Origin of the sequence: Gemmobacter sp. (assembly GCF_016792925.1) — a bacterium.
In the GTDB taxonomy this organism is placed as follows: Bacteria; Pseudomonadota; Alphaproteobacteria; order Rhodobacterales; family Rhodobacteraceae; genus Gemmobacter.
The window spans coordinates 1-21140 of sequence record NZ_JAEULU010000214.1 but is presented as its reverse complement, the minus strand read 5'-3'; the positions used below and the strand labels follow the sequence as shown (position 1 = coordinate 21140).

The 21140-nt window shown below is 65.6% G+C and carries 18 protein-coding genes; 11 read left to right on the top strand and 7 right to left on the bottom strand.

The genetic code is table 11. The annotated features are described in order from the left end of the window. The coding region (locus JNN06_RS10380; protein ID WP_291239517.1) for a DUF502 domain-containing protein at nucleotides 1-272 on the top strand (272 nt) is incomplete at its 5' end. A 1-nt stretch (nucleotide 273) separates the two neighbouring features. Here JNN06_RS10380 and JNN06_RS10375 read toward each other — a convergent pair. Further along, nucleotides 274-1302 (bottom strand): patatin-like phospholipase family protein, encoded by a 1029-nt coding sequence (locus tag JNN06_RS10375; RefSeq protein ID WP_291239516.1) that lies wholly within the window; start codon nucleotides 1300-1302, stop codon nucleotides 274-276. Next, nucleotides 1302-2072: a 3-hydroxybutyrate dehydrogenase gene (locus JNN06_RS10370; RefSeq protein ID WP_291239515.1), complete on the bottom strand. Its 771-nt coding sequence runs from the start codon at nucleotides 2070-2072 to the stop codon at nucleotides 1302-1304. The genes JNN06_RS10375 and JNN06_RS10370 overlap by 1 nt, the downstream gene beginning before the upstream one ends. 315 nt (nucleotides 2073-2387) lie before the next feature. Between JNN06_RS10370 and JNN06_RS10365 the strand changes: the two genes are divergently transcribed. Continuing rightward, nucleotides 2388-4202 (top strand): extracellular solute-binding protein, encoded by a 1815-nt coding sequence (locus JNN06_RS10365; protein ID WP_291239514.1) that lies wholly within the window; start codon nucleotides 2388-2390, stop codon nucleotides 4200-4202. 77 nt (nucleotides 4203-4279) lie between these two features. Continuing rightward, the gene (locus JNN06_RS10360; RefSeq protein WP_291239518.1) at nucleotides 4280-4396 is read left to right on the top strand and encodes an entericidin EcnA/B family protein; all 117 of its coding nucleotides are present in this window, start codon (nucleotides 4280-4282) and stop codon (nucleotides 4394-4396) included. Here the strand turns inward: JNN06_RS10360 and JNN06_RS10355 are convergent. Together JNN06_RS10355 and JNN06_RS10350 are read right to left on the bottom strand one after the other, a co-directional pair. Further along, the gene (locus JNN06_RS10355) at nucleotides 4393-5805 is read right to left on the bottom strand and encodes a bifunctional serine/threonine-protein kinase/universal stress protein (RefSeq protein ID WP_291239513.1); all 1413 of its coding nucleotides are present in this window, start codon (nucleotides 5803-5805) and stop codon (nucleotides 4393-4395) included. The genes JNN06_RS10360 and JNN06_RS10355 overlap by 4 nt on opposite strands. A gap of 3 nt (nucleotides 5806-5808) precedes the next feature. Continuing rightward, nucleotides 5809-6552: a metallophosphoesterase family protein gene (locus JNN06_RS10350; protein WP_291239512.1), complete on the bottom strand. Its 744-nt coding sequence runs from the start codon at nucleotides 6550-6552 to the stop codon at nucleotides 5809-5811. A gap of 280 nt (nucleotides 6553-6832) precedes the next feature. On the opposite strand from JNN06_RS10350, the gene JNN06_RS10345 reads away from it, so the two are divergent. The 5 genes from JNN06_RS10345 to JNN06_RS10325 all read left to right on the top strand — a co-directional run bounded on the left by JNN06_RS10345 (nucleotide 6833) and on the right by JNN06_RS10325 (nucleotide 11708). Then, nucleotides 6833-7141: a hypothetical protein gene (locus JNN06_RS10345; protein ID WP_291239511.1), complete on the top strand. Its 309-nt coding sequence runs from the start codon at nucleotides 6833-6835 to the stop codon at nucleotides 7139-7141. A 7-nt stretch (nucleotides 7142-7148) separates the two neighbouring features. Continuing rightward, nucleotides 7149-8633, top strand: coding sequence for a class I adenylate-forming enzyme family protein (locus JNN06_RS10340; RefSeq protein ID WP_291239510.1), 1485 nt, complete (start codon nucleotides 7149-7151; stop codon nucleotides 8631-8633). Further along, complete coding sequence (locus JNN06_RS10335) at nucleotides 8630-9286, top strand: DsbA family oxidoreductase (RefSeq protein WP_291239509.1); 657 nt, start codon at nucleotides 8630-8632, stop codon at nucleotides 9284-9286. Before JNN06_RS10340 ends, JNN06_RS10335 begins: the two co-directional genes overlap by 4 nt. Further along, on the top strand, nucleotides 9283-10539 hold the full coding sequence (locus JNN06_RS10330) for a multidrug effflux MFS transporter (RefSeq protein WP_291239508.1): 1257 nt from the start codon (nucleotides 9283-9285) through the stop codon (nucleotides 10537-10539). Before JNN06_RS10335 ends, JNN06_RS10330 begins: the two co-directional genes overlap by 4 nt. Nucleotides 10540-10706: 167 nt before the next feature. Beyond that, a complete protein-coding gene (locus JNN06_RS10325; RefSeq protein WP_291239507.1) occupies nucleotides 10707-11708 on the top strand; it encodes a calcium-binding protein in 1002 nt (333 codons plus the stop codon). Between the two features lie 44 nt (nucleotides 11709-11752). On the opposite strand, the gene mfd is transcribed toward JNN06_RS10325, so the two are convergent. Beyond that, entirely contained in the window at nucleotides 11753-15214 is a 3462-nt protein-coding gene (gene mfd, locus JNN06_RS10320; protein WP_291239506.1) for a transcription-repair coupling factor, read from the bottom strand. Nucleotides 15215-15226: 12 nt separating this feature from the next. Continuing rightward, nucleotides 15227-15751 carry a component of SufBCD complex gene (locus tag JNN06_RS10315; protein WP_291239505.1) on the bottom strand — a complete coding sequence of 175 codons (525 nt, stop codon included), beginning with the start codon at nucleotides 15749-15751 and terminating at the stop codon, nucleotides 15227-15229. 149 nt (nucleotides 15752-15900) lie between these two features. Between JNN06_RS10315 and hemB the strand changes: the two genes are divergently transcribed. Together hemB and JNN06_RS10305 are read left to right on the top strand one after the other, a co-directional pair. Further along, nucleotides 15901-16899 carry a porphobilinogen synthase gene (gene hemB, locus JNN06_RS10310; RefSeq protein WP_291239504.1) on the top strand — a complete coding sequence of 333 codons (999 nt, stop codon included), beginning with the start codon at nucleotides 15901-15903 and terminating at the stop codon, nucleotides 16897-16899. Between the two features lie 102 nt (nucleotides 16900-17001). Continuing rightward, nucleotides 17002-17550: a YSC84-related protein gene (locus JNN06_RS10305; RefSeq protein WP_291239503.1), complete on the top strand. Its 549-nt coding sequence runs from the start codon at nucleotides 17002-17004 to the stop codon at nucleotides 17548-17550. Nucleotides 17551-17616: 66 nt separating this feature from the next. Here JNN06_RS10305 and JNN06_RS10300 read toward each other — a convergent pair whose 3' ends face one another. Further along, nucleotides 17617-18483, bottom strand: a complete 867-nt coding sequence (locus tag JNN06_RS10300; RefSeq protein ID WP_291239502.1) for an NAD(P)-dependent oxidoreductase — start codon at nucleotides 18481-18483, stop codon at nucleotides 17617-17619. A gap of 79 nt (nucleotides 18484-18562) precedes the next feature. Here JNN06_RS10300 and JNN06_RS10295 point away from each other — a divergent pair, with 79 nt between their 5' ends. Continuing rightward, complete coding sequence (locus JNN06_RS10295; protein WP_291239501.1) at nucleotides 18563-21028, top strand: penicillin acylase family protein; 2466 nt, start codon at nucleotides 18563-18565, stop codon at nucleotides 21026-21028. The last annotated feature ends 112 nt before the right edge of the window (nucleotides 21029-21140 follow it).

The window sequence follows — 21140 nt, the reverse complement described above, 5'->3', positions numbered from 1 at the left end:
AGTTTCCCCGCCCCGGTTGCTGGGCGGTGGGCTTTGTCGCCACCACGGCCAAGGGCGAGATCGCCGAGAAACTGCCGACCGATCGCAAGATGATCGCCGTCTTCGTGGCGCTGACGCCGCTGACCTCGGGCATCCTCATGTATGTGCCCGAGGAGGACGTGATCTTGCTGGACATGAAGGCCGATGAGGTGGTGAAGCTGATCGTTTCGGCGGGTCTTGTCGCCCCCTCGGCCAAGGAGGTCCGGGCGCTGGTGGATCAGGCGGCGGCCTGATCTAGCCAAACAACCCGCGCAAATCGACCGAACTTTCGCGCCCCACCTGTGCCGCATGGCGCCGCAGCCAGCCCGCCGCCGCCTTGCGCCCCGCCGCTTTCAGCCGCGCCAGCAGCGCGGGCGTCGGGTTCAGCTTGCTGCCTGCCGTCAGCTCGTTCATCAGCCGGTCATCCGCGATCAGATGCAGCCGCAAATCCTTCATCGCCCCGGCGGGCATCCGCCCCTCGGCGATCAGGCGCTTGACGAAGCCGACGGCGCGCAGCTCGCCCAGAAGCGCCGCGTTGAAGCTGATCTCGTTGATGCGATCCTGAATTTCCACCGGGCTTTGTGGCAGGGTATCGCGCCGCAGCGGGTTGATGGAGACCAGCAGGATGTCTTCGGGCAGATGCGGCTGATACAGCGGGAACAGCGCCGGATTGCCGGTGAACCCGCCATCCCAGAACGCCTCGCGCTGGCCGGTGGCGGGGTCTTTCAGCTCCACCGCCTGAAAGACAGTGGGCAGACAGGCCGAGGCCAGCAGCACATCCGGCGTGATCTCGGCCCCGGTAAAGACCCGGATCTTGCCGGTCCGCACATTGGTGGCCGAGATGAACAGGTCCGGCCCCTGCCCTTTGCAGACCTGCGAGAAATCAAACCGCTCCACCACCTTGCGCAGCGGGTTCTGCCACAGCGCGCCCCAGGCGTAGGGCGTGGTCAGTTGCGCGGCGAGGCCTGCGGGGGAAAATGGCAGATGGGCCGCGGCCACATCGCCCCAGGCCGCCGCCACCGGAAAGGCCGTGCGGAACCAGTCGGTCACCCGGAAATCCCCGGCCGCCGCAATCGCCGCCCAAAGCTCATCCAGCGCCGCGCGCGCGCCTTCGGCCCCGCCTTGCAGCAGCCCCGCCTTCAGGGCCGCCGCATTCAGCCCCCCGGCCGAGGTGCCGGTGATGGCGGCAATCTCCAGCTCCGGCGCCTCCAGCAGCCGGTCCAGCACGCCCCAGGTGAAGGCGCCATGCGCGCCCCCGCCTTGCAGCGCGAGGTTCAGCCGCATCACAGCGCCGTCCAGCCGCCATCCACGCTGATCGTGGTGCCGGTGATCTGATCCGCCGCCGGGCTGGACAGAAACACAACCGTGCCGCCCAACTGTTCGGTGGTGGCGAACTGCCTGGAGGGCTGACGCTGCAACATGACCTCGCGGATCACGGTCTCGCGGTCCATGTTATATTGCTTCATCGTGTCGGGGATCTGAGCCTCGACCAGCGGGGTCAGCACATAGCCGGGACAGATGGCATTGCAGGTGATGCCCTGCCCGGCCACTTCCAGCGCCACGGTCTTGGTCAGCCCCACCACGCCATGCTTGGCCGCAACATAGGCCGATTTGAACGGCGAGGCGGTCAGCCCATGCGCCGAGGCGATGTTGATCACCCGGCCCCAGCCCTTGGCCTTCATCCCCGGCAGCGCGGCGGCAGTGGTATGGAAGGCCGAGCTGAGATTGATCGCCAGAATGGCATTCCATTTCTCGACCGGAAACTCATCGACCGGCGCGACAAACTGAATGCCCGCATTGTTCACCAGAATATCGCAGCCCCCGGCCTTTTCGACCAGGGCCCGGCAGTCCTCGCCCTTCGACATGTCGGCGGCGATATAGCTGACCTTGGCGCCGGTCTCGCTGGCGATCCGGGCGGCCAGCGCGTGATCCTCGGGCTGGTCGGTGAAGCTGTTAAGGATCACCTCCGCCCCGGCCTTGGCCAGTTCGATGGCGACCCCGAGGCCGATGCCGGAATTGGACCCGGTGACGATGGCACGTTTGCCTTGCAGCATGGTGAGGCTCCTTCGCATTTTGCAGCGCAGCATAACGCAAGGCCGTGGCACGGCCAGAGCTTTCACCGGGAATGGGCAGGGATCAGCGCATGGCCGGTTTCAAGGCAGGAAAAGCCGCAAGCGCCAAAAAAAACGCCGGCGCGAAGCCGGCGTCCAGTCTTTGAGGCAGGTTTCATACAGGCAAGAAACCTATCGAGCAGTAAGGTCTTTATACCCCCGCAAGCGCGCCGATCCAAGTTAAAAGTTTGAAAAACCTCACTTGCGCTTTTATGGTCGCGGCCAAGAAATACAGGCACCCGAAGGATTGTTGCCAGAATGCGACCGGATTTTTTCGTCAGATTGCGCGCAACCGGCGCGCTGGTCTCGCTGCTGGGCCTCGCCCTGCCCGCTTGGGCCGACTCGCCCCAGCCCTCCATATCCATGTATGGTGCGCCCGCCCTACCACCTGATTTTGTGTCCCTGCCCTATGCCAACCCAGAGGCGCCCAAGGGAGGGCGATTCGTCATCGGCGCGAATGGCAGTTTCGACAGCCTGAACCCCTATATCGTCGCCGGAAAGGCCCCCGACCAGATCACGCCCTTCACGGTCGAGACGCTGATGGGCCGGTCGCTGGATGAGCCTTTCTCGCTTTACGGGCTTCTGGCCGAATCGATCACCACCGATGACGCCCGCAGCTATGCCGAATTCACCCTGCGCCCCGAGGCCCGATTCGCCGATGGCAGCCCCGTTACCCCCGAAGATGTGATCTGGTCGGTCGAAACGCTCGGCACACTGGGGCAGCCGCGCTATGCGACCGCCTGGAAAAAGGTGGCCAAGGCCGAGATCACCGGCCCGCGCTCGGTCAGGTTCACCTTCAACACCGCCGACCGCGAATTGCCGCTGCTTCTGGGCCTGCGCCCGATTCTGAAAAAGGCGCAATGGCAGGGCAAGGCGTTTGACAAGGCCGGGCTGGAGGCCCCGATCGGCAGCGGCCCCTATGTGGTGGATCAGGCAGAGCCGGGGCGCTTTGTCTCCTTCCGCAAGAACCCCGACTGGTGGGGCAAGGATCTGCCCTTCAACCGTGGCCTGCATAATTTCGATGAAATCCGGGTCGAGTATTTCGGCACCGATATCGGCTTGTTCGAGGCCTTCAAGGGCGGGCTTCTGTCCAGCTACCGCGAGACCAACCCGGCGAAGTGGCAGACGAATTTCGATTTTCCGGCAGTGCGGGCGGGCGAAATCGTGAAGGCGGAAATCGCCCATGGGCGGCCTTCGGGGATCGAGGGCTTTGCGTTCAACACCCGCAACCCGCTGTTTGCCGATTGGCGGGTGCGCGAGGCGCTGATCCTCGCCTTCAATTTCGAGCTGGTGAACCAGACGCTGAACGGCGGGGCGCATCCGCGCATTTCGTCTTACTTCGGCAATTCGCCGCTGGGCCTCACCCCCGGCCTGCCCGCCGAGGGGCGCGTGGCCGCGTTGCTGGCGCCGTTCAAGGATCAGCTCTCGCCCGGCGCGCTGGAGGGATACAAGCTGCCGGTGGCGGATGGCGAGGCCAATCGCAAGAACCTGCGCCGCGCCATGGCGCTGCTGGAGGAGGCGGGCTGGACCATCACCGAAGGCACGCTGACCAATGCCGAGGGCAAGCCTTTCCGGTTCGAGATCCTGCTGACCATCGGCCAGAACGAGATGATCTCGGCGGCAAATATCTATGTCGAGGCGCTGAAACGGCTGGGCATCACCGCGCAGATCACCACGCTGGACGATGTGCAATACAAGGAGCGCACGACGAATTACCAGTTCGACATGACCCATTACATCCGCTCGCTGTCGCTCTCGCCGGGCAATGAGCAGACGCTGTATTGGGGCGCCAAAGGCGTGACGGAACCCGGCACCCGCAACTGGCCCGGCATCAACAGCCCGGCGGCCGAGGCGATGATCGCGGCGCTGCTGGCCACCACCGATCCGGCCGAGATGCGTGCCGCAGCCGAGGCGCTGGACCGGGTGCTGACCTCGGGGCGCTATGTCGTGCCGGTCTGGTATTCAAAAGTCAGCCGTCTGGCCTATCGCCGCGACTTCGCCTATCCTGAGAAGACGCCGCTCTATGGCGAGGTGCCGGGCTGGCAGCCCGAAACCTGGTGGGCCGTCAAGTAACCAGTTCTGCAAAGGCCACCGGGGCGCGGTGAATGACGCCCCGGCGAGAAAAACCAACGATGAGGCAGAGCATGACGATGCGCAAATTTCTGTTGATCCTGTCGCTGGCCGCCCTTGCGGGCTGCAACACCGTGGACGGCATCGGGCAGGATATTTCGGGTGGGGCCAATCGGGTGGCGGGCTGGCTGGGTTAAGCCTCCGCCTCCGGCACCTCGCGGCGACGGATCACCGTCACGCTGCAATGCGCCTCGGCCACCACCTGCGCCGAGACCGACCCCAGATAGCGCCGGGTTGAGGAATGGCCACGCGCGCCCATCAGGATGTGATCCACATTGTTATGGCGGGCATAGTCGATGATCGCTGCCGCCGGATCGGTGTTTTCCAGCACGCTGAAGGTCAGCCGCTCCTCGCCCAGATCAATGCCTTCGGCCCAGTCGCGCAGGCCCAGCAGGCGCGAGACATGCAGGTTGCGCCCCTCCTCATCCACCGTGGCGTCAATGGCAATCCGGCTGGTCTTGATCACATTCACACAGGCCACCCGCGTATCCGGCTCGGTCACCAGCATGCGGCGCAGGGCCTCGCGCAGCTTGGCGCCCAGGCTCTCCATCTCGGGCGACAGATCCACCGCCACCAGCAGGATCGGCGCCTTGGCGATCTGTGACAGCACCGAAGCGGGCGCGGCAAAGCCTTTCACCTTGCGCATCTGCCACCAGCGCCGCCACACCGTGCCGCGACTGTCGGCTTTGGTCTTGAGGCCCCGCGCGGTGATCTTGACCTGTGCCGGGTGGGTCAGGTCGAACGCCATCTGCGCGGCGGTCTGATAGCGTCTGGCCGGGTCCACCTCCAGCGCGCGCAGGATGATCTCTTGCAGCCATTCCGGCATTTCCGGCACATGGGCGCGCGGCGGCACCGGGTCTTTCCACAGCCGGGGCCGCACCCCGCGCAGGGTTTCGGGCTTGCCAAAGGGCAGCTTGCCGGTCGCCGCCTGATAGATCATCGCCCCAAGCGCGAAGATGTCGGATCGCGGATCATTGCGTGCGCCCAGAAACTGCTCGGGGGCGATATAGGGAAAGGTGCCCATCGGAATGGTGAATTCTTCCGCCAGCAGATCAGGCAGCTCGTCATGGCGCGAGAGGCCGTAATCCACCAGCACCATCTCGCCGCCGGGGCGTTGCAGGATGTTCTCGGGCTTCAGGTCCAGATGGATCACATGCTGGCGGTGCAGGTCATGCAGCGCATCGGCCATGCGCGCCGCCATCTCGATCACATCCGACACCGCAAAGGGCGCCTGCCGGAAGCGGATCAGCAGATTGTCGCCCGGCACCCGTTCCGTGACGATATAGGGCAGCACCGCAAAATCGCCGATGCCATAGGTTTTCGGCACATGCGGCCCGGTGAGGCGCGGCTGGATCATCTGCTCCACCTCGAAACCCACGATGGTCGGCCCGTCATAGCCATCCATGATCTTGGGCACCTTCATCACCAAAGGCGTGCGATAGAGCGGATGCGTCACCTCCCAGATGGTCGCAAAGCCGCCCTCATGCAGCTTTTCCCCCAAGGTGAAACCGTCGATCTCCAGGCCGGAATGCGGGCGCAGCTTCATGGCTCAGGCTCCCGACAGCAGGCGCATGGCGAGGCTTTCCGGCAAGCCCCCCTCGCGCAGCCGCGCCACGGTGGCGGCGGTGTCATAGGGCACGCGGTGGAAGGCCAGCTCGTTCGTCACGGTGTCATACAGCGCCCAGGCCGCCAAGGGCCGCCCGTCGCGCGGCTGCCCGCAAGAGCCCACCACCGCCAGCCAGCGCCGCGAGCGCAGCAACGGAAAGGCCTGCCCCGGCTGAATCCGCTGCTCCTGCACCCGGCCATTCAGATCCTGGCTGTAAAGCTGCGGCTTGTGAACATGGCCGCAAAAGATCACCCGCGCCTCTGACACGCGGAACGAGGGCATGGCCCTCTGCGCCGAGGTGACATAGATCCAGTCCGCCGCATCATGGGCGCTGGCATGGACGAACAGCAGATCGTCCAGCCCCACTTTCAGCGGCAGCCCCGCCAGAAAGGCCATCTGGTCGGCCGTCATGCGCGGCCTTGTCCAGTCGATCGCGCGGCGCGCGGTAATGTTCATCGAGGTGTCGGGCCGCGACAGCGCCGCATCGTGATTGCCCTGCACGATCAGCGCGCCCTTCTCCACCAGCCCGCGCACCGTGTCACAGCACCATTCCGGGTCCGGCCCATAGCCCACCACATCGCCGAGGATCACCAGCCGCTCGGCCCGGCGGCGCTCGACATCGGCCAGAACGGCAGTCAGCGCCTCGCGGTTGGCATGTATGTCGGTCACGATGGCAATACGGGTCACGCGGCGGCTCCTCCATCCTCGGACCCACCCTAAAGGCTGGCCGCGCCTGCGACAATCCGCCCCAACCGCCCCCGGCCCCGCCGCGCCTGCGACGCTTCGCCACTGTTTGCGCAAGCAGGGCCTGCCAAGGCTGTTTGCAAGTTTGGGGGTGACCCGGAGACAATATTTTGCCAAAAGCGACCCATGCGCGCGGCCCTGCGTGCGGCCTTTGTGCTTTCCCTCAAGTGTCTCCAGTTCAGGTCACCTTGCCGTGTCGCCCTTGTCGTTGCCTGTGGAACAGATGACCGAGTTTGCCCTGCAACGGCTGCTGGCGGCGCCGGGGCGGGCCCATGCGCTGCCGCGTGCCATGGCGGTGCAATGGCCCGATCATCCGGTGCTGGACCTCACGCTGGCCCTTTCGCTGGCGGCCAGCGGGCTGGAGACCTCGTTTGCCAGTGCCACCGACCAGAGCGCCGCGCGCGATGCCTGGCGGGTGGCGGCGCTGCTGGCGGTCGACCTGCACGAGATGCAGCGCCATGGCCTGCCCCATGGCCGCGCCGCCGACCTGCTGGATTACTGGCGCCGGCACGACCCGTTCTTTCTGACCTGAGGCCCATATGCCCCCGACCACAGAGATTGCCGCTTTGCGCGCCGCGCCCTTCAATCTGGCGGCGCATGTGATGGCGGCGGGCGCCGCGCGTCCCGATCACATGGCGCTTCAGATCCTGCGGCCCACCGGGGCCGAGCGCTGGAGCTATGGCCGCCTGATTGCCGCCATGCGCGGCACCGGCACGCTCTTGCTGGCGCAGGGGCTGGCGCCGGGCGACCGGGTGCTGTTGCGGCTGGGCAATGGCCCGGCCTTTCCGCTGGCCTGTCTGGGCGCGATGGCGGCGGGGCTGGTGCCGGTGATCACCTCGGCGCAGCTGACCGCGCCCGAGATCACGGCCATGGCCCGGCCCCTTGGCTGTCGGCTGACCGTGGCGGATGAGGGCGTGGCGCTGCCGGAGGATGGCCCGCCCGTCCTGCCTGCCCATGCCCTGACAGGGGCCGAGGACCGCCCGCCCTGCGACTGGCACATGGGCGCGGCCGAGCGCCCCGGCTATATCGTCTTCACCTCGGGCACCACCGGGCGCCCCCTGGCGGTGGAACATGCCCATCGCGCCATTCTGGCCCGTGCCTTCATGCATCAGGGCTGGGAGGGGCTTGGCCCCTCGGACCGGCTGCTGCATGCCGGGGCCTTCAACTGGACCTTTACGCTGGGCACCGGCCTGATGGACCCCTGGACCCTGGGCGCCACCGCGCTGATCCCCGGCGCGGGCGTGACGCCTGCGCAGTTGCCGCTGCTGCTCAAGCGGTTTGACGCCACGATCATGGCCGCCGCGCCGGGGGTGTTTCGCCAGTTGCTGCGCAACCCGCTGCCCGCCTTGCCGCGTCTGCGCCACGGGCTGTCAGCCGGGGAAAGCCTGTCGCCCGATCTGCGCCGCCAGTGGCGCGAGGCGACCGGCACCGATCTGCACGAGGCTTTCGGCCTCTCGGAATGCTCCACCTTCGTCTCGGGCAGCCCTGCGCGCCCGGCGCCCGAGGGCTGTGTGGGCTTTCCGCAGCCGGGGCGGCAGATTGCCCTGCGCGACGGCGTGATCGCCGTGCATCGCAGCGATCCCGGCCTGATGCTGGGCTATGCGGGCAACCCGGAGGCCACGGCGGCGCGCTTTCAGGGCGACTGGTTCCTGACCGGCGATCTGGCCGAGCCCGGCCCGGATGGGGCCTTCCGCACCCTTGGCCGCCGCGATGACCAGATGAACCCCGGCGGTTTCCGCGTCTCGCCGCTGGAGGTGGAGGCCGCGCTGTCCGGCCTGCCCGGCGTCGCCGAATGCGCGGTGGCCGAGGTGGCGGTGAAACCCGACGTCACGGTCATGTGTTGTTTCTTCACCGCACAATCCCCCGCTGAGACTGTGCAAACCGAGAGGCTTTCCGCCTTTGCAGAGACCCGGCTCGCACGATACAAATGCCCGCGTATCTGGCAGCAGGTGGACCGCCTGCCGCGCATCGGCAATGGCAAGCTGGACCGGCGCGCCCTGCCCTCCCTCTGGACACCCGCATGATCCGCCTTGATATTTTCTCTGATCCCGTCTGCCCCTGGTGCTATTTGGGCAAGGCCCATCTGGACCGCGCGCTGGAACGCGCGCCGGACCATCCCTTCCTGATCGAATGGCATCCGTTCCAGCTGGCGCCGCATCTGCCCAAACAGGGCGTGGACCGGGCGCAATATCTGCTGTCGATCTTCGGCACCCAGCAGCGCACCGTGGACGCCCATCTGCGGCTGGCCGAGCTGGGCCGCGCCGCCGGGGTGGAGTTCAATTTCGAAGCGATCAAGGTCTCGCCCAATACCTTTGACGCGCATCGCCTGATCCATTGGGCCGGGCTGGAGGGGCGCCAGACGCCCATGGTCTCGGCGCTGTTCCGGGCCTATTGGCGCGAGGGGCGCGACATCGGCGACCCGGAGGTGCTGTGCGATCTGGCCGCCGAGGTCGGGATGGACCGCAAGGTGATCTCGCGGCTGGTCTACAGTGACGCCGATACCGAGGCGCTGGCCGCCCGCGAGGCCCATGCCCGCCAGCGCGGCATCAATGCCGTGCCCACCTTCATCGTGGCCGATCAGCATGCCATTTCCGGCGCGCAACCGCCCGAGCTGTGGGCGCAGGTCATCGCCGAGCTGGCAGCAGGCGGCAGCCAGGAGCCGGGGTTGCTGCAATGAGCCATGCCCATGTCGAGGCGGGCGCGCCCCCGCGCCTGCCACTCCCCGAATTCATCGCCCTCATCGCGATGCTTTTTGCCACCATCGCCTTTTCCATCGACGCGATGCTGCCCGCCCTGCCCGAGATCGCGCAGCAACTGACCCCCGCAGACCCGAACAAGGCGCAGCTGATCGTGACCAGCTTTGTGCTGGGCATGGGGCTTGGCACGCTGTTTGCCGGGCCGCTCTCGGACAGTTTCGGGCGGCGCAATGTCATCATGGCCGGGGCGGTGCTGTATTGTGCGGCCTCTGCCGTGGCGATGATCGCGCCCAGTCTGGAAACCGTGCTGGCGGCGCGCATCGTGCAGGGGCTTGGCGCCGCCGGGCCGCGCGTGGTGTCGCTGGCGCTGGTGCGCGACCTTTACAAGGGACGCGAGATGGCGCGGGTGGTCAGCTTCGCCATGATGATCTTCACCCTGGTGCCCGCCGTGGCGCCGCTGGCGGCCAGCGGCATCATCGCCGCCTGGGGCTGGCGCGCGATCTTTGCGGCCTTCATCCTGTTTGCCGCGATTGCGATGGGCTGGATGCTGGCCCGCCAGCCCGAAACCCTGCCCCCGTCGGCGCGCCGCCCGCTGGCCATCGGCCCGCTGTGGCAGGCCCTGCGCGAGGTGCTGGCCAACCGCGTGGTGCTGACGGCCATCGCAGTGCAGACGCTGTGCTTTGGCTGCCTGTTCGGCACGCTCTCCTCTACCCAGCAACTGTTCGACCAGACCTTTGGCCGGGGCGAGAGCTTCCCGCTGTGGTTTGCGCTGATCGCGCTGCTGTCCTCCTCGGCCAGCATGATCAACGCGGCGCTGGTGGTGCGGCTGGGGATGCGGCGGATGATCTCCACCACGCTTTGGGCGCAGGTCGCGCTGGCCGGTGGCTTTGCCGCCGCCTGGGCGAGCGGCCTGCTGTCGGGCGGCCTTTTGGCAGGCGGGGCGGCCTTCCCGGTCTATATCCTGTGGACCACCTCGGTCTTCATGATGGCCGGGCTGGTGCTGGGCAATCTGAACGCCATCGCACTGGAGCCCCTGGGCCATATCGCGGGCATGGCCGCCTCGGTCAGCGGCGCGCTCTCCACCGTGCTGGCGGTGATGATCGCCGCGCCTCTGGGCCTCGCGTTTGACGGCACGCCCTTGCCGCTTGCGCTTGGCGTCTGCCTGCTGAGCCTCGGCGGTGCCAGCCTGATGCTGACCCTGCCGAAACGCGAGGGCGCTGCCCTTCCGAAGTGACAGCCGCCCACCCTGCATGGCTTGGCCTTTATGGCCGAGCCATGCAGACCTGAGCGCCGCGCAATAAAAACACCCTCCGCGTGAAGAATGCACCATTTGCACAACTTGCAGCAATATTCGGCTTTGGATAGCATACGCCCTCAACAATGAGTTGCGGAGGAATTTCTGTGCTAAAAGTCAGTGCGTTCGATTTGCTTGCCCGTCAGCATTTCGGTGTGGGGCCCGCTCCTAAACCGATCTCCTCGGTGTTTGCGGTGCTGCCCGGCACCACCGGGAATGATTCCCTCACGGGCACGGCAAGTGCAGACACCATCAATGGCGATGCCGGAAATGACACTCTGTATGGCGGTGGCGGCAATGACTCGCTGGTTGGCGGCTCGGGCGATGACTGGCTGTATGGTGGTGACGGGAATGACATTCTGAGCGCATCTTCGGGCAGTGATCGTCTGGATGGCGGCCTCGGTGATGATGCGATCACGGGCGCCCCAAATGGCAATGACCTGATCTATGGCGGCGCCGGCAATGACACGCTCGCGGCCAGTACGGGTGAAAATTATGTGAGTGGTGGTGCGGGCAATGATTCAATCACGGCGAGCGGCGGCAATGACTCGCTTCATGGACAGGGTGGAAATGACAGCATAGCTGCTGGAGATGGGGATAACCTCGTCTATGGCGGCGATGGCGCGGACAGTCTTTACGCGTTGAACGGTGATGACTCTGTTTACGGCGGCATCGGGTCTGATTCCATCAATGGCACAAGGGGCAATGATCTGTTGTTTGGCGATGGCGGAAGCGATTCAATCGTGGGCGGCTACCACAACGACAGCCTGTCCGGTGGCGATGGCCATGATACATTGTCGGGTGCGCAGGACAATGACACCCTGAATGGCGGCAATGGGAATGACGAGCTGTCCGGAGGCAGCGGCGCTGATGTGTTCATCTATGGGAACAGTGGTGGCTTTGATGTCGTGACGGACTTCAATGCAGAGTTTGACAAATTGCACATTGATAAGGCTTTGGGGCCGGATACTCTCGCAGAGTTGCGCCAGCTCGCAGATGACAGCACGAATGACCTTGTCATCACCTATTCGAGCGGCGCTCAGCTCACCTTAAGGGGTGTCGATTTCTCTGATCTGGTCGCCCATAGTGGCTGTGTCATCTTCTTTTAAGTCATCGAGTTTGCCTGACGGCCCGGCACCTTGCCGGGCCGTTTTCATTTGGGCCGCACCACCTTTTCGGCCAGATCGCGCGCCACGCCGAACGCACCTTTGATGCGGTCGCTTTCATTCGGCCAATCCACCGCCAGCACCACCTTGTTGCCCTGCACCTTGGCCGCGCCCTTTTGCGCTTGCAGATATTCCACCAGCCCCGAAGGATTGGCGAATTTGTCATTGTGGAATTGCACCGTCACACCGCGCGGGCCTGCATCCAGCCGCGAAATGCCGGCACGTTTGCACATGGCCTTGATCCGCACCACCAGCAGCAGCGTGTTCACCTCTTTGGGCAGCGGGCCGAAACGGTCGATCAGCTCGGCGGCAAAGCCTTCCAGCTCCACCTTGGTGGTCAGATGCGACAGGCGGCGATAGAGGCCAAGACGGATATCCAGATCGGGCACGAACTCCTCGGGGATCAGCACCGGCACGCCCAGATTGATCTGCGGTGCCCAATGGTCGTCGACCGGGGCCAGGCCATTGATCTCGCCGGATTTGATCTTGGCGATCGTCTCTTCCAGCATCTGCTGATACAGCTCGTAACCCACTTCCTTGATATGGCCCGATTGCTCTTCGCCCAGCAGGTTCCCCGCCCCGCGCAGGTCAAGGTCATGGCTGGCCAGATTGAACCCGGCCCCGAGGCTGTCGAGGCTCGCCAGCAGTTTCAGCCGCTTTTGCGCCTGGGGCGTCAGCGGGCTGCGCGGTTTGGTGGTCAGATAGCAATAGGCCCGGGTCTTGGAGCGCCCGACCCGACCGCGGATCTGATACAGCTGGCTGAGGCCAAACATATCGGCCCGATGCACGATCATCGTATTGGCGGTGGGAATGTCGAGCCCGCTTTCCACGATGGTCGTGGCCAGCAGCACGTCATATTTGCCGTCATAGAATTCGTTCATCCGCTGGTCGAGATCGCCCGCCGCCAGCTGCCCATGCGCCACGACGAAGCTGATCTCCGGCACCTGGTCGCGCAGAAAGGCCTCGATCTCCGGCAGGTCCGACAGGCGCGGCACCACGAAGAAACTTTGCCCGCCACGATAGCGTTCGCGCAGCAGGGCCTCGCGGATGGTCACCGTGTCAAACTCGCTCACATAGGTGCGGATCGCCAGACGGTCGACCGGCGGTGTGGCGATGATCGACAGATCGCGCACCCCGGTGAGGCTGAGTTGCAGCGTGCGCGGGATCGGCGTGGCCGTCAGTGTCAGCACATGCACCTCGGCGCGCATTTCCTTCAGGCGTTCCTTGTGGCCGACACCGAAATGCTGTTCCTCGTCGATGATCAGAAGGCCAAGGTTCTGGAATTTCACGCCTTTGGCCAGCAGCGCATGGGTGCCGATGCAAATATCGACCCGGCCTTCTTCCAAGCCCTTGCGGGTGTCATTGGCCTCCTTTGTGCCAACAAAGCGCGACAAGGGCCTGACTTCCATAGGAAATCCGCGAAACCGCTCGGCAAAGCTGCGGTAATGCTGCCGCGCCAGAAGCGTGGTCGGGCAGATCACCGCCACCTGCATGCCCGCCATGGCCGCCAAAAAGGCCGCGCGCATCGCCACCTCGGTCTTGCCAAAACCCACATCGCCCACGATCAGCCGATCCATCGGCCGCCCGGCCTCCAGATCGCTGATCACATCGGAAATCGCGTTCAGCTGATCATCGGTTTCCTGATAGGGAAAGCGCGCGGCAAAGGCCTCCCAGGCCGAATGCGGCGTTTCCAGAATGGGCGCATGGCGCAGATGGCGTTCGGCGGCAATGCGCATCAGCCGGTCGGCAATCTCGCGGATACGTTCCTTCAGCTTGGCCTTCTTGGCCTGCCAGGCGCCGCCGCCCAGCCTGTCGAGCAGGCCCTCCTCATGGCCATAACGGCTAAGAAGTTCAATGTTTTCAACAGGAAGGTAAAGTTTCGCATCTTCGGCATAGACCAGATGCACATATTCATGCGGCGGGCCGGGGCGGTTGCGCGGCGGCTCTGGCACCCGGATGGTTTCCAGCCCCATGAAGCGCCCGACCCCATGTTCGACATGCACCACCAGATCGCCGGGCGCCAGCGTGCCCAGATCCTGAATGAAATTCGCGGCCTTCTTCTTGCGCCGCGGCTTGCCCAGCATGCGGTCGCCCAGCACATCCTGTTCCGAGATCACCGCAAGCCCCGGCGCGGTAAAGCCCTCCTCCAGCGCCCAGACCGCCAGATAGAGCCCGCCCTTGCCGTGCGGCAGGTCGCGCGCATCCTCGATCAGCTTGGCGCCCGGCAGATCATGGTCTTCCAAAAGGCCCTTCAGCCGGTCCCGCGCGCCGTCAGACCAGCTGGCGATCACCACCTGCGCCTCTTCGCGCAACACTTTAATATGCGCCGACAAGGCACCGAAAAGATTTACATTTTCCTGCAAGCGCTCGGGTGCGAAACTGCGCCCGGCGCGCCCGCCGGCATCCAGACAGCCCGGCCCCGGCGCCTGCGGCAAGGGCGAGAGCTGGATCACCCGGCGCCCGGCCAGCGCCGCCTCAAAGGCCGGATCATCCAGATACAGCGCCTCGGGCGGAGACGGTTTATAGACCGTATCCATCCGGCCCTTGACCGCCATCTGTTCGCGCCGCGCCGAATACTGATCGGCAATCCCCTCCCACCGCGACAGCCGCGCGGGGGTCAGCTGATCGTCCAGCATCACCGCTGCCTCGGGCAGGTAATCGAACAGCGTCTCCATCCGCGCATGGAACCAGGGCAGCCAATGCTCCATCCCCTGATGCTTGCGCCCGGCACTCACCGCCTCATAGAGCGGGTCGTCATTTGTGGCCCCGAATTCAATGCGATAGGTCTGGCGAAACCGGGTGATCGCCGCATCATCCAGCAAAATCTCCGACATCGGTGCCAGGTCGATGGTGCCCAGCTTTTCGGTGGTGCGCTGCGTTTCGGGATCAAAGCGGCGCAGGCCGTCCAGCGTGTCGCCGAACAGATCCAGCCGCACCGGCCCGGTTTCCCCCGGCGGCCAGATGTCCACGATGCCGCCGCGCACCGCGAAATCCCCCGGATCGGTGACCGTGGCCGATTGGGTGAAGCCCATGCGCACCAGAAAGGTTTTCAGCGCGAATTCGTCGATCCGCTCGCCCACCCGCGCGCTGAAACTCGCGCCCTGCACCACATCCCGCGCGGGCAGGCGCTGCGTCACGGCGTTCAACGTGGTCAGCAGCACGAACGGCCCCGGCACCCCATGGGCCAGCGCCGCCAGCGTGGCCATCCGCCGGGCCGAGATCGCCGGATTGGGCGAAACCCGGTCATAGGGCAGGCAATCCCAGGCCGGAAAATCCAGCACCAGCGCGCCCGGCTCAAAGAAGGCCAGCGCCGCCCGCATCGCCTCCAGCCGCTTGTCGTCGCGGGCGACATGGATGACAGGCTGCCCCTTGGCCAGCTCGCGCCCCACCAGCCGCGCGTCAAAGCCCTCGGGCGCGCCGCCCAGCAGGAATTTCAGTTGCTCAGCCATTTTTCCGCCCTCTCAGCGCAGCACGCTGATATTGAGGTTCTGATACATGCCCCAGACCGCAGTGAGCAGGATCGCCACCATCCCCAGCCCCTGCACCGCCAGCCGCAGCTTGATCAGCCGCGCTTGCAGCGCCTCGCCGCTATGCTCGCCATCGGCAATCCGATGCGCCGCTTGCACCGACAGCACCACCGACACCATCTGCGGGAACATCAGGCAAAACACCGCCTGCGAGAATTCGGCCCCATACCAGAACCCCGCCACCGCAAGCCCGGTCAGCAGAAAGGCCCCGATTCCCGCAATCCAGGCGCCCGAGACATGCACGATATAGAGCAGCCGGTTCACATGCACCCGCGCCAGATCTTCCAGCGCCTGCTGCGCCGGGCCGCCCTGCCGCTTGGCGCGCAGGATCATGTCGAAGGGCACGCCCAGAATGCGATGGCTGTTCATCCACCATTGCACGCCCAGCATGATCCAGAACCACAGGTTCGAGAAGGACCGCATGTCGATCAGCTCGAACAGGATATCAAAGACGGTCACGCGCAGGCTCCGGCAAACACCCCGGACAGGGGCCTCTGCGACATTCCTATCCTTGCGATGCGGGTTTATCCATGGCAGGCAGGCAGAAATTTGCGACTCCGGCTTGGCCTTCTTCCGGCCACACGCCTCCGCGCCCCGAAAGGAAGCCCATGCGCCCGATCCAGGCCCCCTATCCCGCCGCCCGTTTCCGCCGTTTGCGCAGCCAGGATGCGCTGCGCCGCCTTGCGCAGGAACATGTGCTGACGGTGAATGACCTGATCTGGCCGATCTTCATCCGCGATGGCGCAGGCATCGAGGAGCCGATTCCGTCGATGCCCGGCGTCAGCCGCCTGTCGATCGACCTGGCGGTGCGCGCGGCCGAGCAGGCGGCAGCCCTTGGCATTCCGGCGATCTGCCTCTTTCCCTATACCGATCCTTCGGTCAAGACCGAAGCCTGTGCCGAGGCCTGGAACCCCGAAAACCTCACCAATCGCTGCATCCGCGCCATCAAGGCGGCCGTGCCGCAGCTGGCGATCATGACCGACATCGCGCTTGATCCCTATAACGCCAATGGCCATGACGGGCTGGTGCGCGATGGCATCATCCTGAATGACGAGACGGTCGAGGCGCTGGTGAAGATGGCGCTGGTGCAGGCCGAGTGCGGCGCTGATATTCTGGGGCCCTCGGATATGATGGATGGCCGGATCGGCGCCATTCGCACCGCTTTGGAGGCCGCAGGCCACAAGGATGTGGCGATCCTCAGCTATTCCGCCAAATATGCCAGCGCCTTTTACGGCCCGTTCCGCGATGCGGTCGGGGCCTCCGGCGCGCTGAAGGGCGACAAGAAAACCTATCAGATGAACCCCGGCAACAGCGACGAGGCCCTGCGCCTGATCGAGCGCGACCTGCGCGAGGGCGCCGATATGGTCATGGTGAAACCCGGCATGCCCTATCTCGATATTTGCCGCCGCGCGAAAGACGCCTTTGGCGTGCCGACCTATGCCTATCAGGTTTCGGGCGAATATGCGATGATCCGGGCGGCGGCGCAAAACGGCTGGATCGACGGCGAAAAGTCCATGCTGGAAAGCCTTCTGGGCTTCAAGCGCGCAGGCTGTGACGGGGTTCTCAGCTATTTCGCCCCCGAAGTGGCCCGCCTCTTGCGCGGCTGACCGCCGAGAGCCCGCGCCCGGCTGATGACAAGCCGCTGAAATCATGCCAGTATCATTGCCAAGGGGCTCAAGACCCCATGGCGCATGAGGCGGAGCAGAACGATGATTTCCAGACGGAACCTGATCGGCACGGCCGGGGCTGCGGCGGCACTGGCGGCCTGTGGCAATGGCATCGGCGGCAATGGGGCAGCGACCATCGACGCCCGCGTCGACCAGACCCGCAACCAATTGTTCCAGCAATATCCCGGCACCCGCGATCTGGCGGGCAAGGCGCTTGGCGTGCTGTATATGCCGCTGGTGACCGAGGCCGGTTTCGGCATTGGCGGCGCCTTCGGGCGTGGCGCCCTGCGGATCAATGACGTGACGGTGGATTACTATTCCGCCGCCAAGGCCTCGGTCGGCTTGCAGATCGGTGCCCAGCAATATGCCCATGCGCTGTTTTTCATGACCGAGGCCGCGCTGTCGGATTTCCGCCGCTCGCAAGGCTGGGCCGCCGGAGCCGACCTGAAATACGCCACCCCCGAACAGGGCGCCAGCATCGGCAAGGACACCACCGAGATCGAGCCGGTCATTGCGCTTGTCTTCGGTCAGGCCGGCCTCATCGCCGGGGCCACGCTGTCGGGCACCAAATACACCCGCATCATCCCGTAACCCCCTTCATCTTGGCTTAAATATCCTCGGGGGGTGCGGGGGGCAGACAGCCCCCCGCTGCTGCCCTTACCGCACCAGCCGACGGATCAGGCTCGACGTGTCGTTCCGCTGCCCGCCCATCGCCTGCACATCCTTGTAGAACTGATCCACCAGCGCGGTGACCGGCAGGCTCGCACCGATCTCGTCGGCGGTTTCCAGACAGATCTTCAGATCCTTGCGCATCCAGTCCACCGCAAAGCCGAAATCGAACTCGCCCGCCAGCATGGTCTTGTGACGGTTGGCCATTTGCCAGCTGCCCGCCGCGCCCTGGCTGATCACCTCGACCACCGCCGCGCCATCAAGCCCCGCCTTCTGCCCGAAGGCCAGCGCCTCGGCCAGACCCTGCACCAGCCCGGCAATGCAGATCTGGTTCATCATCTTGGCCAGCTGCCCCGCGCCGCTGTCGCCCAGACGGCGGCAGATGCGGGCATAGGCGGCGATCACCGGCTCGGCGCGCGCGTAAGCCGCTGCCTCGCCGCCGCACATCACCGACAGCACGCCATTCTCGGCCCCGGCCTGCCCGCCCGACACCGGCGCATCGACGAAATGTTTGCCCTGCGCCGCCGCCACCGCCGCCAGCTCGCGCGTCACCTGCGCCGAAACCGTGGTGTGATCGACGAACACCGCCCCCGGCGCCATGCCCGCAAAGGCGCCATCTGGCCCCAGACAGACCGCGCGCAGATCGTCATCATTGCCCACGCAGGCCATGATGAACTCGGCCCCTTCCGCCGCCGCGCGCGGGGTGGCTGCTGCCCGCCCGCCATGCGCCGCCACCCAGGCCCCGGCCTTGGCCGGGCTGCGGTTATAGACCGTCACCTGATGGCCCTTGGCCGCCAGATGCCGCGCCATGGGAAAGCCCATCACGCCCAAACCCAGGAATGCCACTGTCGCCATGGTGATGCCTCCGCTCATTGCCCCGCACGCGCAATTGGACTAGGAAACCAACTCGCATCCAAGGTCAAGGACGGTCCCCGTGCTTCTGCTTTTCCGCTGGCTCATCCGCATTGTCACCGTCCTCATGGGGATTTCGGTGCTGGCGGCGCTGATCGGCTACTGGTTCCTGTCGCGCTCGCTGCCCGATTATGACGAGGATTTCGCGCTGCAAGGCATTGCCGGGCCGGTGGAAATCGTGCGCAACAATGACAATGTGCCGCATATCTTCGCCACCCAGGACAAGGATGTGTATTTCGCCCTTGGCTTTGCCCATGCGCAGGACCGGCTGTGGCAGATGACCATGCTGCGCCGCACCGCGGAGGGCCGCCTGTCCGAGATGTTCGGCGCCCGCACCGCCAAGATTGACGAGCTGATGCGCCGCTTCGATCTGGAGGGGCTCGCGCGCCGGTCGCTCACCGTGCAGGATGCTGCCACGCTGGAGGCGCTGGAGGCCTATTCGGCGGGGGTGAATGCCTGGATCGGCCAAGTGAACGAGGGCGCGCGGGGGCGCGGCGCGCCGGAATTCTTCTTTTTCAGCAATGAGATCGCCGCTTGGCAGCCCGCCGACAGCTTGGCAATCCTCAAGCTGATGGCCTTGCAGCTTTCGGGCCAGCTGGAGCCGGAGGTCTTGCGCGCCCGCATGTCACTGTTGCTGCCCGGCCCGCGGCTCAAGGATATTCTGCCCGATGTGCCGGGGCCGGGCATCGCCGCCCTGCCCGATTACGCCAGCCTCGTGCCCGGCGTCGCGCCCTCGGCAGCGCCGCTGCGCATCGCGCAAGACCCGCTCTCGCCCTTCCTGCGGCAAGAGTTTGCCGGGGCCTCGAACAGCTTTGCCGCCGCGCCCGCGCGTTCGGCGGCGGGCGGCAGTCTCTTGGCCAATGACCCGCATCTGGGCTTCACCGCGCCCTCGCTGTGGTATCTGGCGCGGCTGCAACTGCAATCGGGCGGCGTGATCGGCGGCACGATTCCGGGCATGCCCTTGGTGTTGGTGGGCCGGTCCGAGGCCTTGGGCTGGGGCCTGACCACCGCCTATGTCGATGATCAGGATCTGTTCATCGAGGAGGTGAACCCCGCCAACCCCGAGGAATACCGCACCCCCGAGGGCTGGAAGCGCTTCGAGACCCGCCGCACCATCCTGCAAGTGAAGGATGCCAAACCCGTCACCCTCACCCTGCGCTGGACCGACAATGGCCCGGTGCTGCCGGGCAGCCATTATGACATCGGCAGCGTCACGCCCGGCGGCCATGTCGCCTCGCTGGGCTGGACGGGCCTGAGCGGCGCCGACACCTCGATGAGCGCCGCGATCCGGCTGATGCATGCGAAAACCCGCGCCGAGGCCGAGGAGGCCGGCAGCCTGTTCATCGCGCCTGCGCAGAACCTGATGCTGGCCGATCGCGATGGCATCGCCATGCAGATCATCGGCGCCGTGCCGCAGCGTGACCCGGCGCATGAAACCCAGGGCCGCATGCCCGCGATGGGCTGGAAGCCGCAGAACCGCTGGCAGGGCATGCTGCCCTATGCCGAGAACCCGCGCTTCAACGATCCGGTTTCCGGCATTCTGGGCAATACCAACAACAAGACCATCGACCGCCCCTTCCCGCTGCATCTGGGCTTTGACTGGGGCGATACGCAGCGCATCCAGCGCTTCCTGACCCTGATGAAAACCCGCGAGGTGCATACCCGCGAAAGTTTCATCGAGGCGCAGCTCGATACCGTCAGCCCCGCCGCGCGCACGCTTTTGCCGCTGATCGGGGCTGATCTGTGGTTCACCGGCGCGCCCGCGCCCGAGGGCACGCCCGAGCGCATGCGCCAGACCGCGCTGGACCTGCTGGCGAAATGGAACGGCGAGATGAACGAGCATCTGCCCGAACCGCTGATCTATCAGGCCTGGATGCGCGCCTTGCAGGACCGGCTGATCCGCGATGACATCGGCCCGATGGCGGATGAGTTTCTCCATATCGAGCCGGATTTCCTCGAACGGGTCTATCGCAATGTCGAGGGCGCGCAGGTCTGGTGCGATGTGGTGCAATCGGCGGCGGTGGAGACCTGCACCGATATTGCCCGCCTCGCGCTGGATGAGGCGCTGCTGACCCTGTCCGAGCGCTATGGCCGCAATGTGGAAAGCTGGCGTTGGGGCGATCTGCATCAGGCGGCGCAGGATCATCCGGTGCTGGGCGATGTGTCGGGCCTGCGTTATTTCGTGAACATCCGCCAAAGCACCAGCGGCGATGATCACACGCTGATGCGGGGCCGCACCAAGGGCACGGGCGACAACCCCTTCCTGAACGTGCATGGCGCGGGCTATCGCGGGGTCTATGATTTCGCCGACCCGGACAGTTCGGTCTTCATCATCTCCACCGGGCAGTCGGGCCATCCGCTGAGCCGCCATTACGACAATCTGGGCGAGCGCTGGCGTCGCGGCGAATATATCCCGATGACGCTGGACCCGCAGCTCGCGCGCGCTGCCGCCGTGGGGGTGACCTCGCTGGTGCCCGCGGCAGAGTGAACCATCTCGCTGATGGCCGAGGCCATTGCCGGGTCATGCGGCACCCTGTCCACATCGGGCCGTTGGCCCGAAGCCAACGGCCAGCGCCCGCCCTGCGGGGGGCGGGTGCTTC

Bases quoted from the DNA above. Each gene is read 5' to 3' on its own strand.
- JNN06_RS10305 (WP_291239503.1), top strand. From the start codon at position 17,002: ATGATTTCCAGACGGAACCTGATCGGCACGGCCGGGGCTGCGGCGGCA.
- JNN06_RS10345 (WP_291239511.1), top strand. From the start codon at position 6,833: ATGACCGAGTTTGCCCTGCAACGGCTGCTGGCGGCGCCGGGGCGGGCC.
- JNN06_RS10340 (WP_291239510.1), top strand. From the start codon at position 7,149: ATGCCCCCGACCACAGAGATTGCCGCTTTGCGCGCCGCGCCCTTCAAT.
- JNN06_RS10300 (WP_291239502.1), bottom strand. From the start codon at position 18,483: ATGGCGACAGTGGCATTCCTGGGTTTGGGCGTGATGGGCTTTCCCATG.
- JNN06_RS10375 (WP_291239516.1), bottom strand. From the start codon at position 1,302: ATGCGGCTGAACCTCGCGCTGCAAGGCGGGGGCGCGCATGGCGCCTTC.
- JNN06_RS10365 (WP_291239514.1), top strand. From the start codon at position 2,388: ATGCGACCGGATTTTTTCGTCAGATTGCGCGCAACCGGCGCGCTGGTC.
- JNN06_RS10360 (WP_291239518.1), top strand. From the start codon at position 4,280: ATGCGCAAATTTCTGTTGATCCTGTCGCTGGCCGCCCTTGCGGGCTGC.
- JNN06_RS10335 (WP_291239509.1), top strand. From the start codon at position 8,630: ATGATCCGCCTTGATATTTTCTCTGATCCCGTCTGCCCCTGGTGCTAT.
- JNN06_RS10355 (WP_291239513.1), bottom strand. From the start codon at position 5,805: ATGAAGCTGCGCCCGCATTCCGGCCTGGAGATCGACGGTTTCACCTTG.
- JNN06_RS10370 (WP_291239515.1), bottom strand. From the start codon at position 2,072: ATGCTGCAAGGCAAACGTGCCATCGTCACCGGGTCCAATTCCGGCATC.
- JNN06_RS10330 (WP_291239508.1), top strand. From the start codon at position 9,283: ATGAGCCATGCCCATGTCGAGGCGGGCGCGCCCCCGCGCCTGCCACTC.
- hemB (WP_291239504.1), top strand. From the start codon at position 15,901: ATGCGCCCGATCCAGGCCCCCTATCCCGCCGCCCGTTTCCGCCGTTTG.
- mfd (WP_291239506.1), bottom strand. From the start codon at position 15,214: ATGGCTGAGCAACTGAAATTCCTGCTGGGCGGCGCGCCCGAGGGCTTT.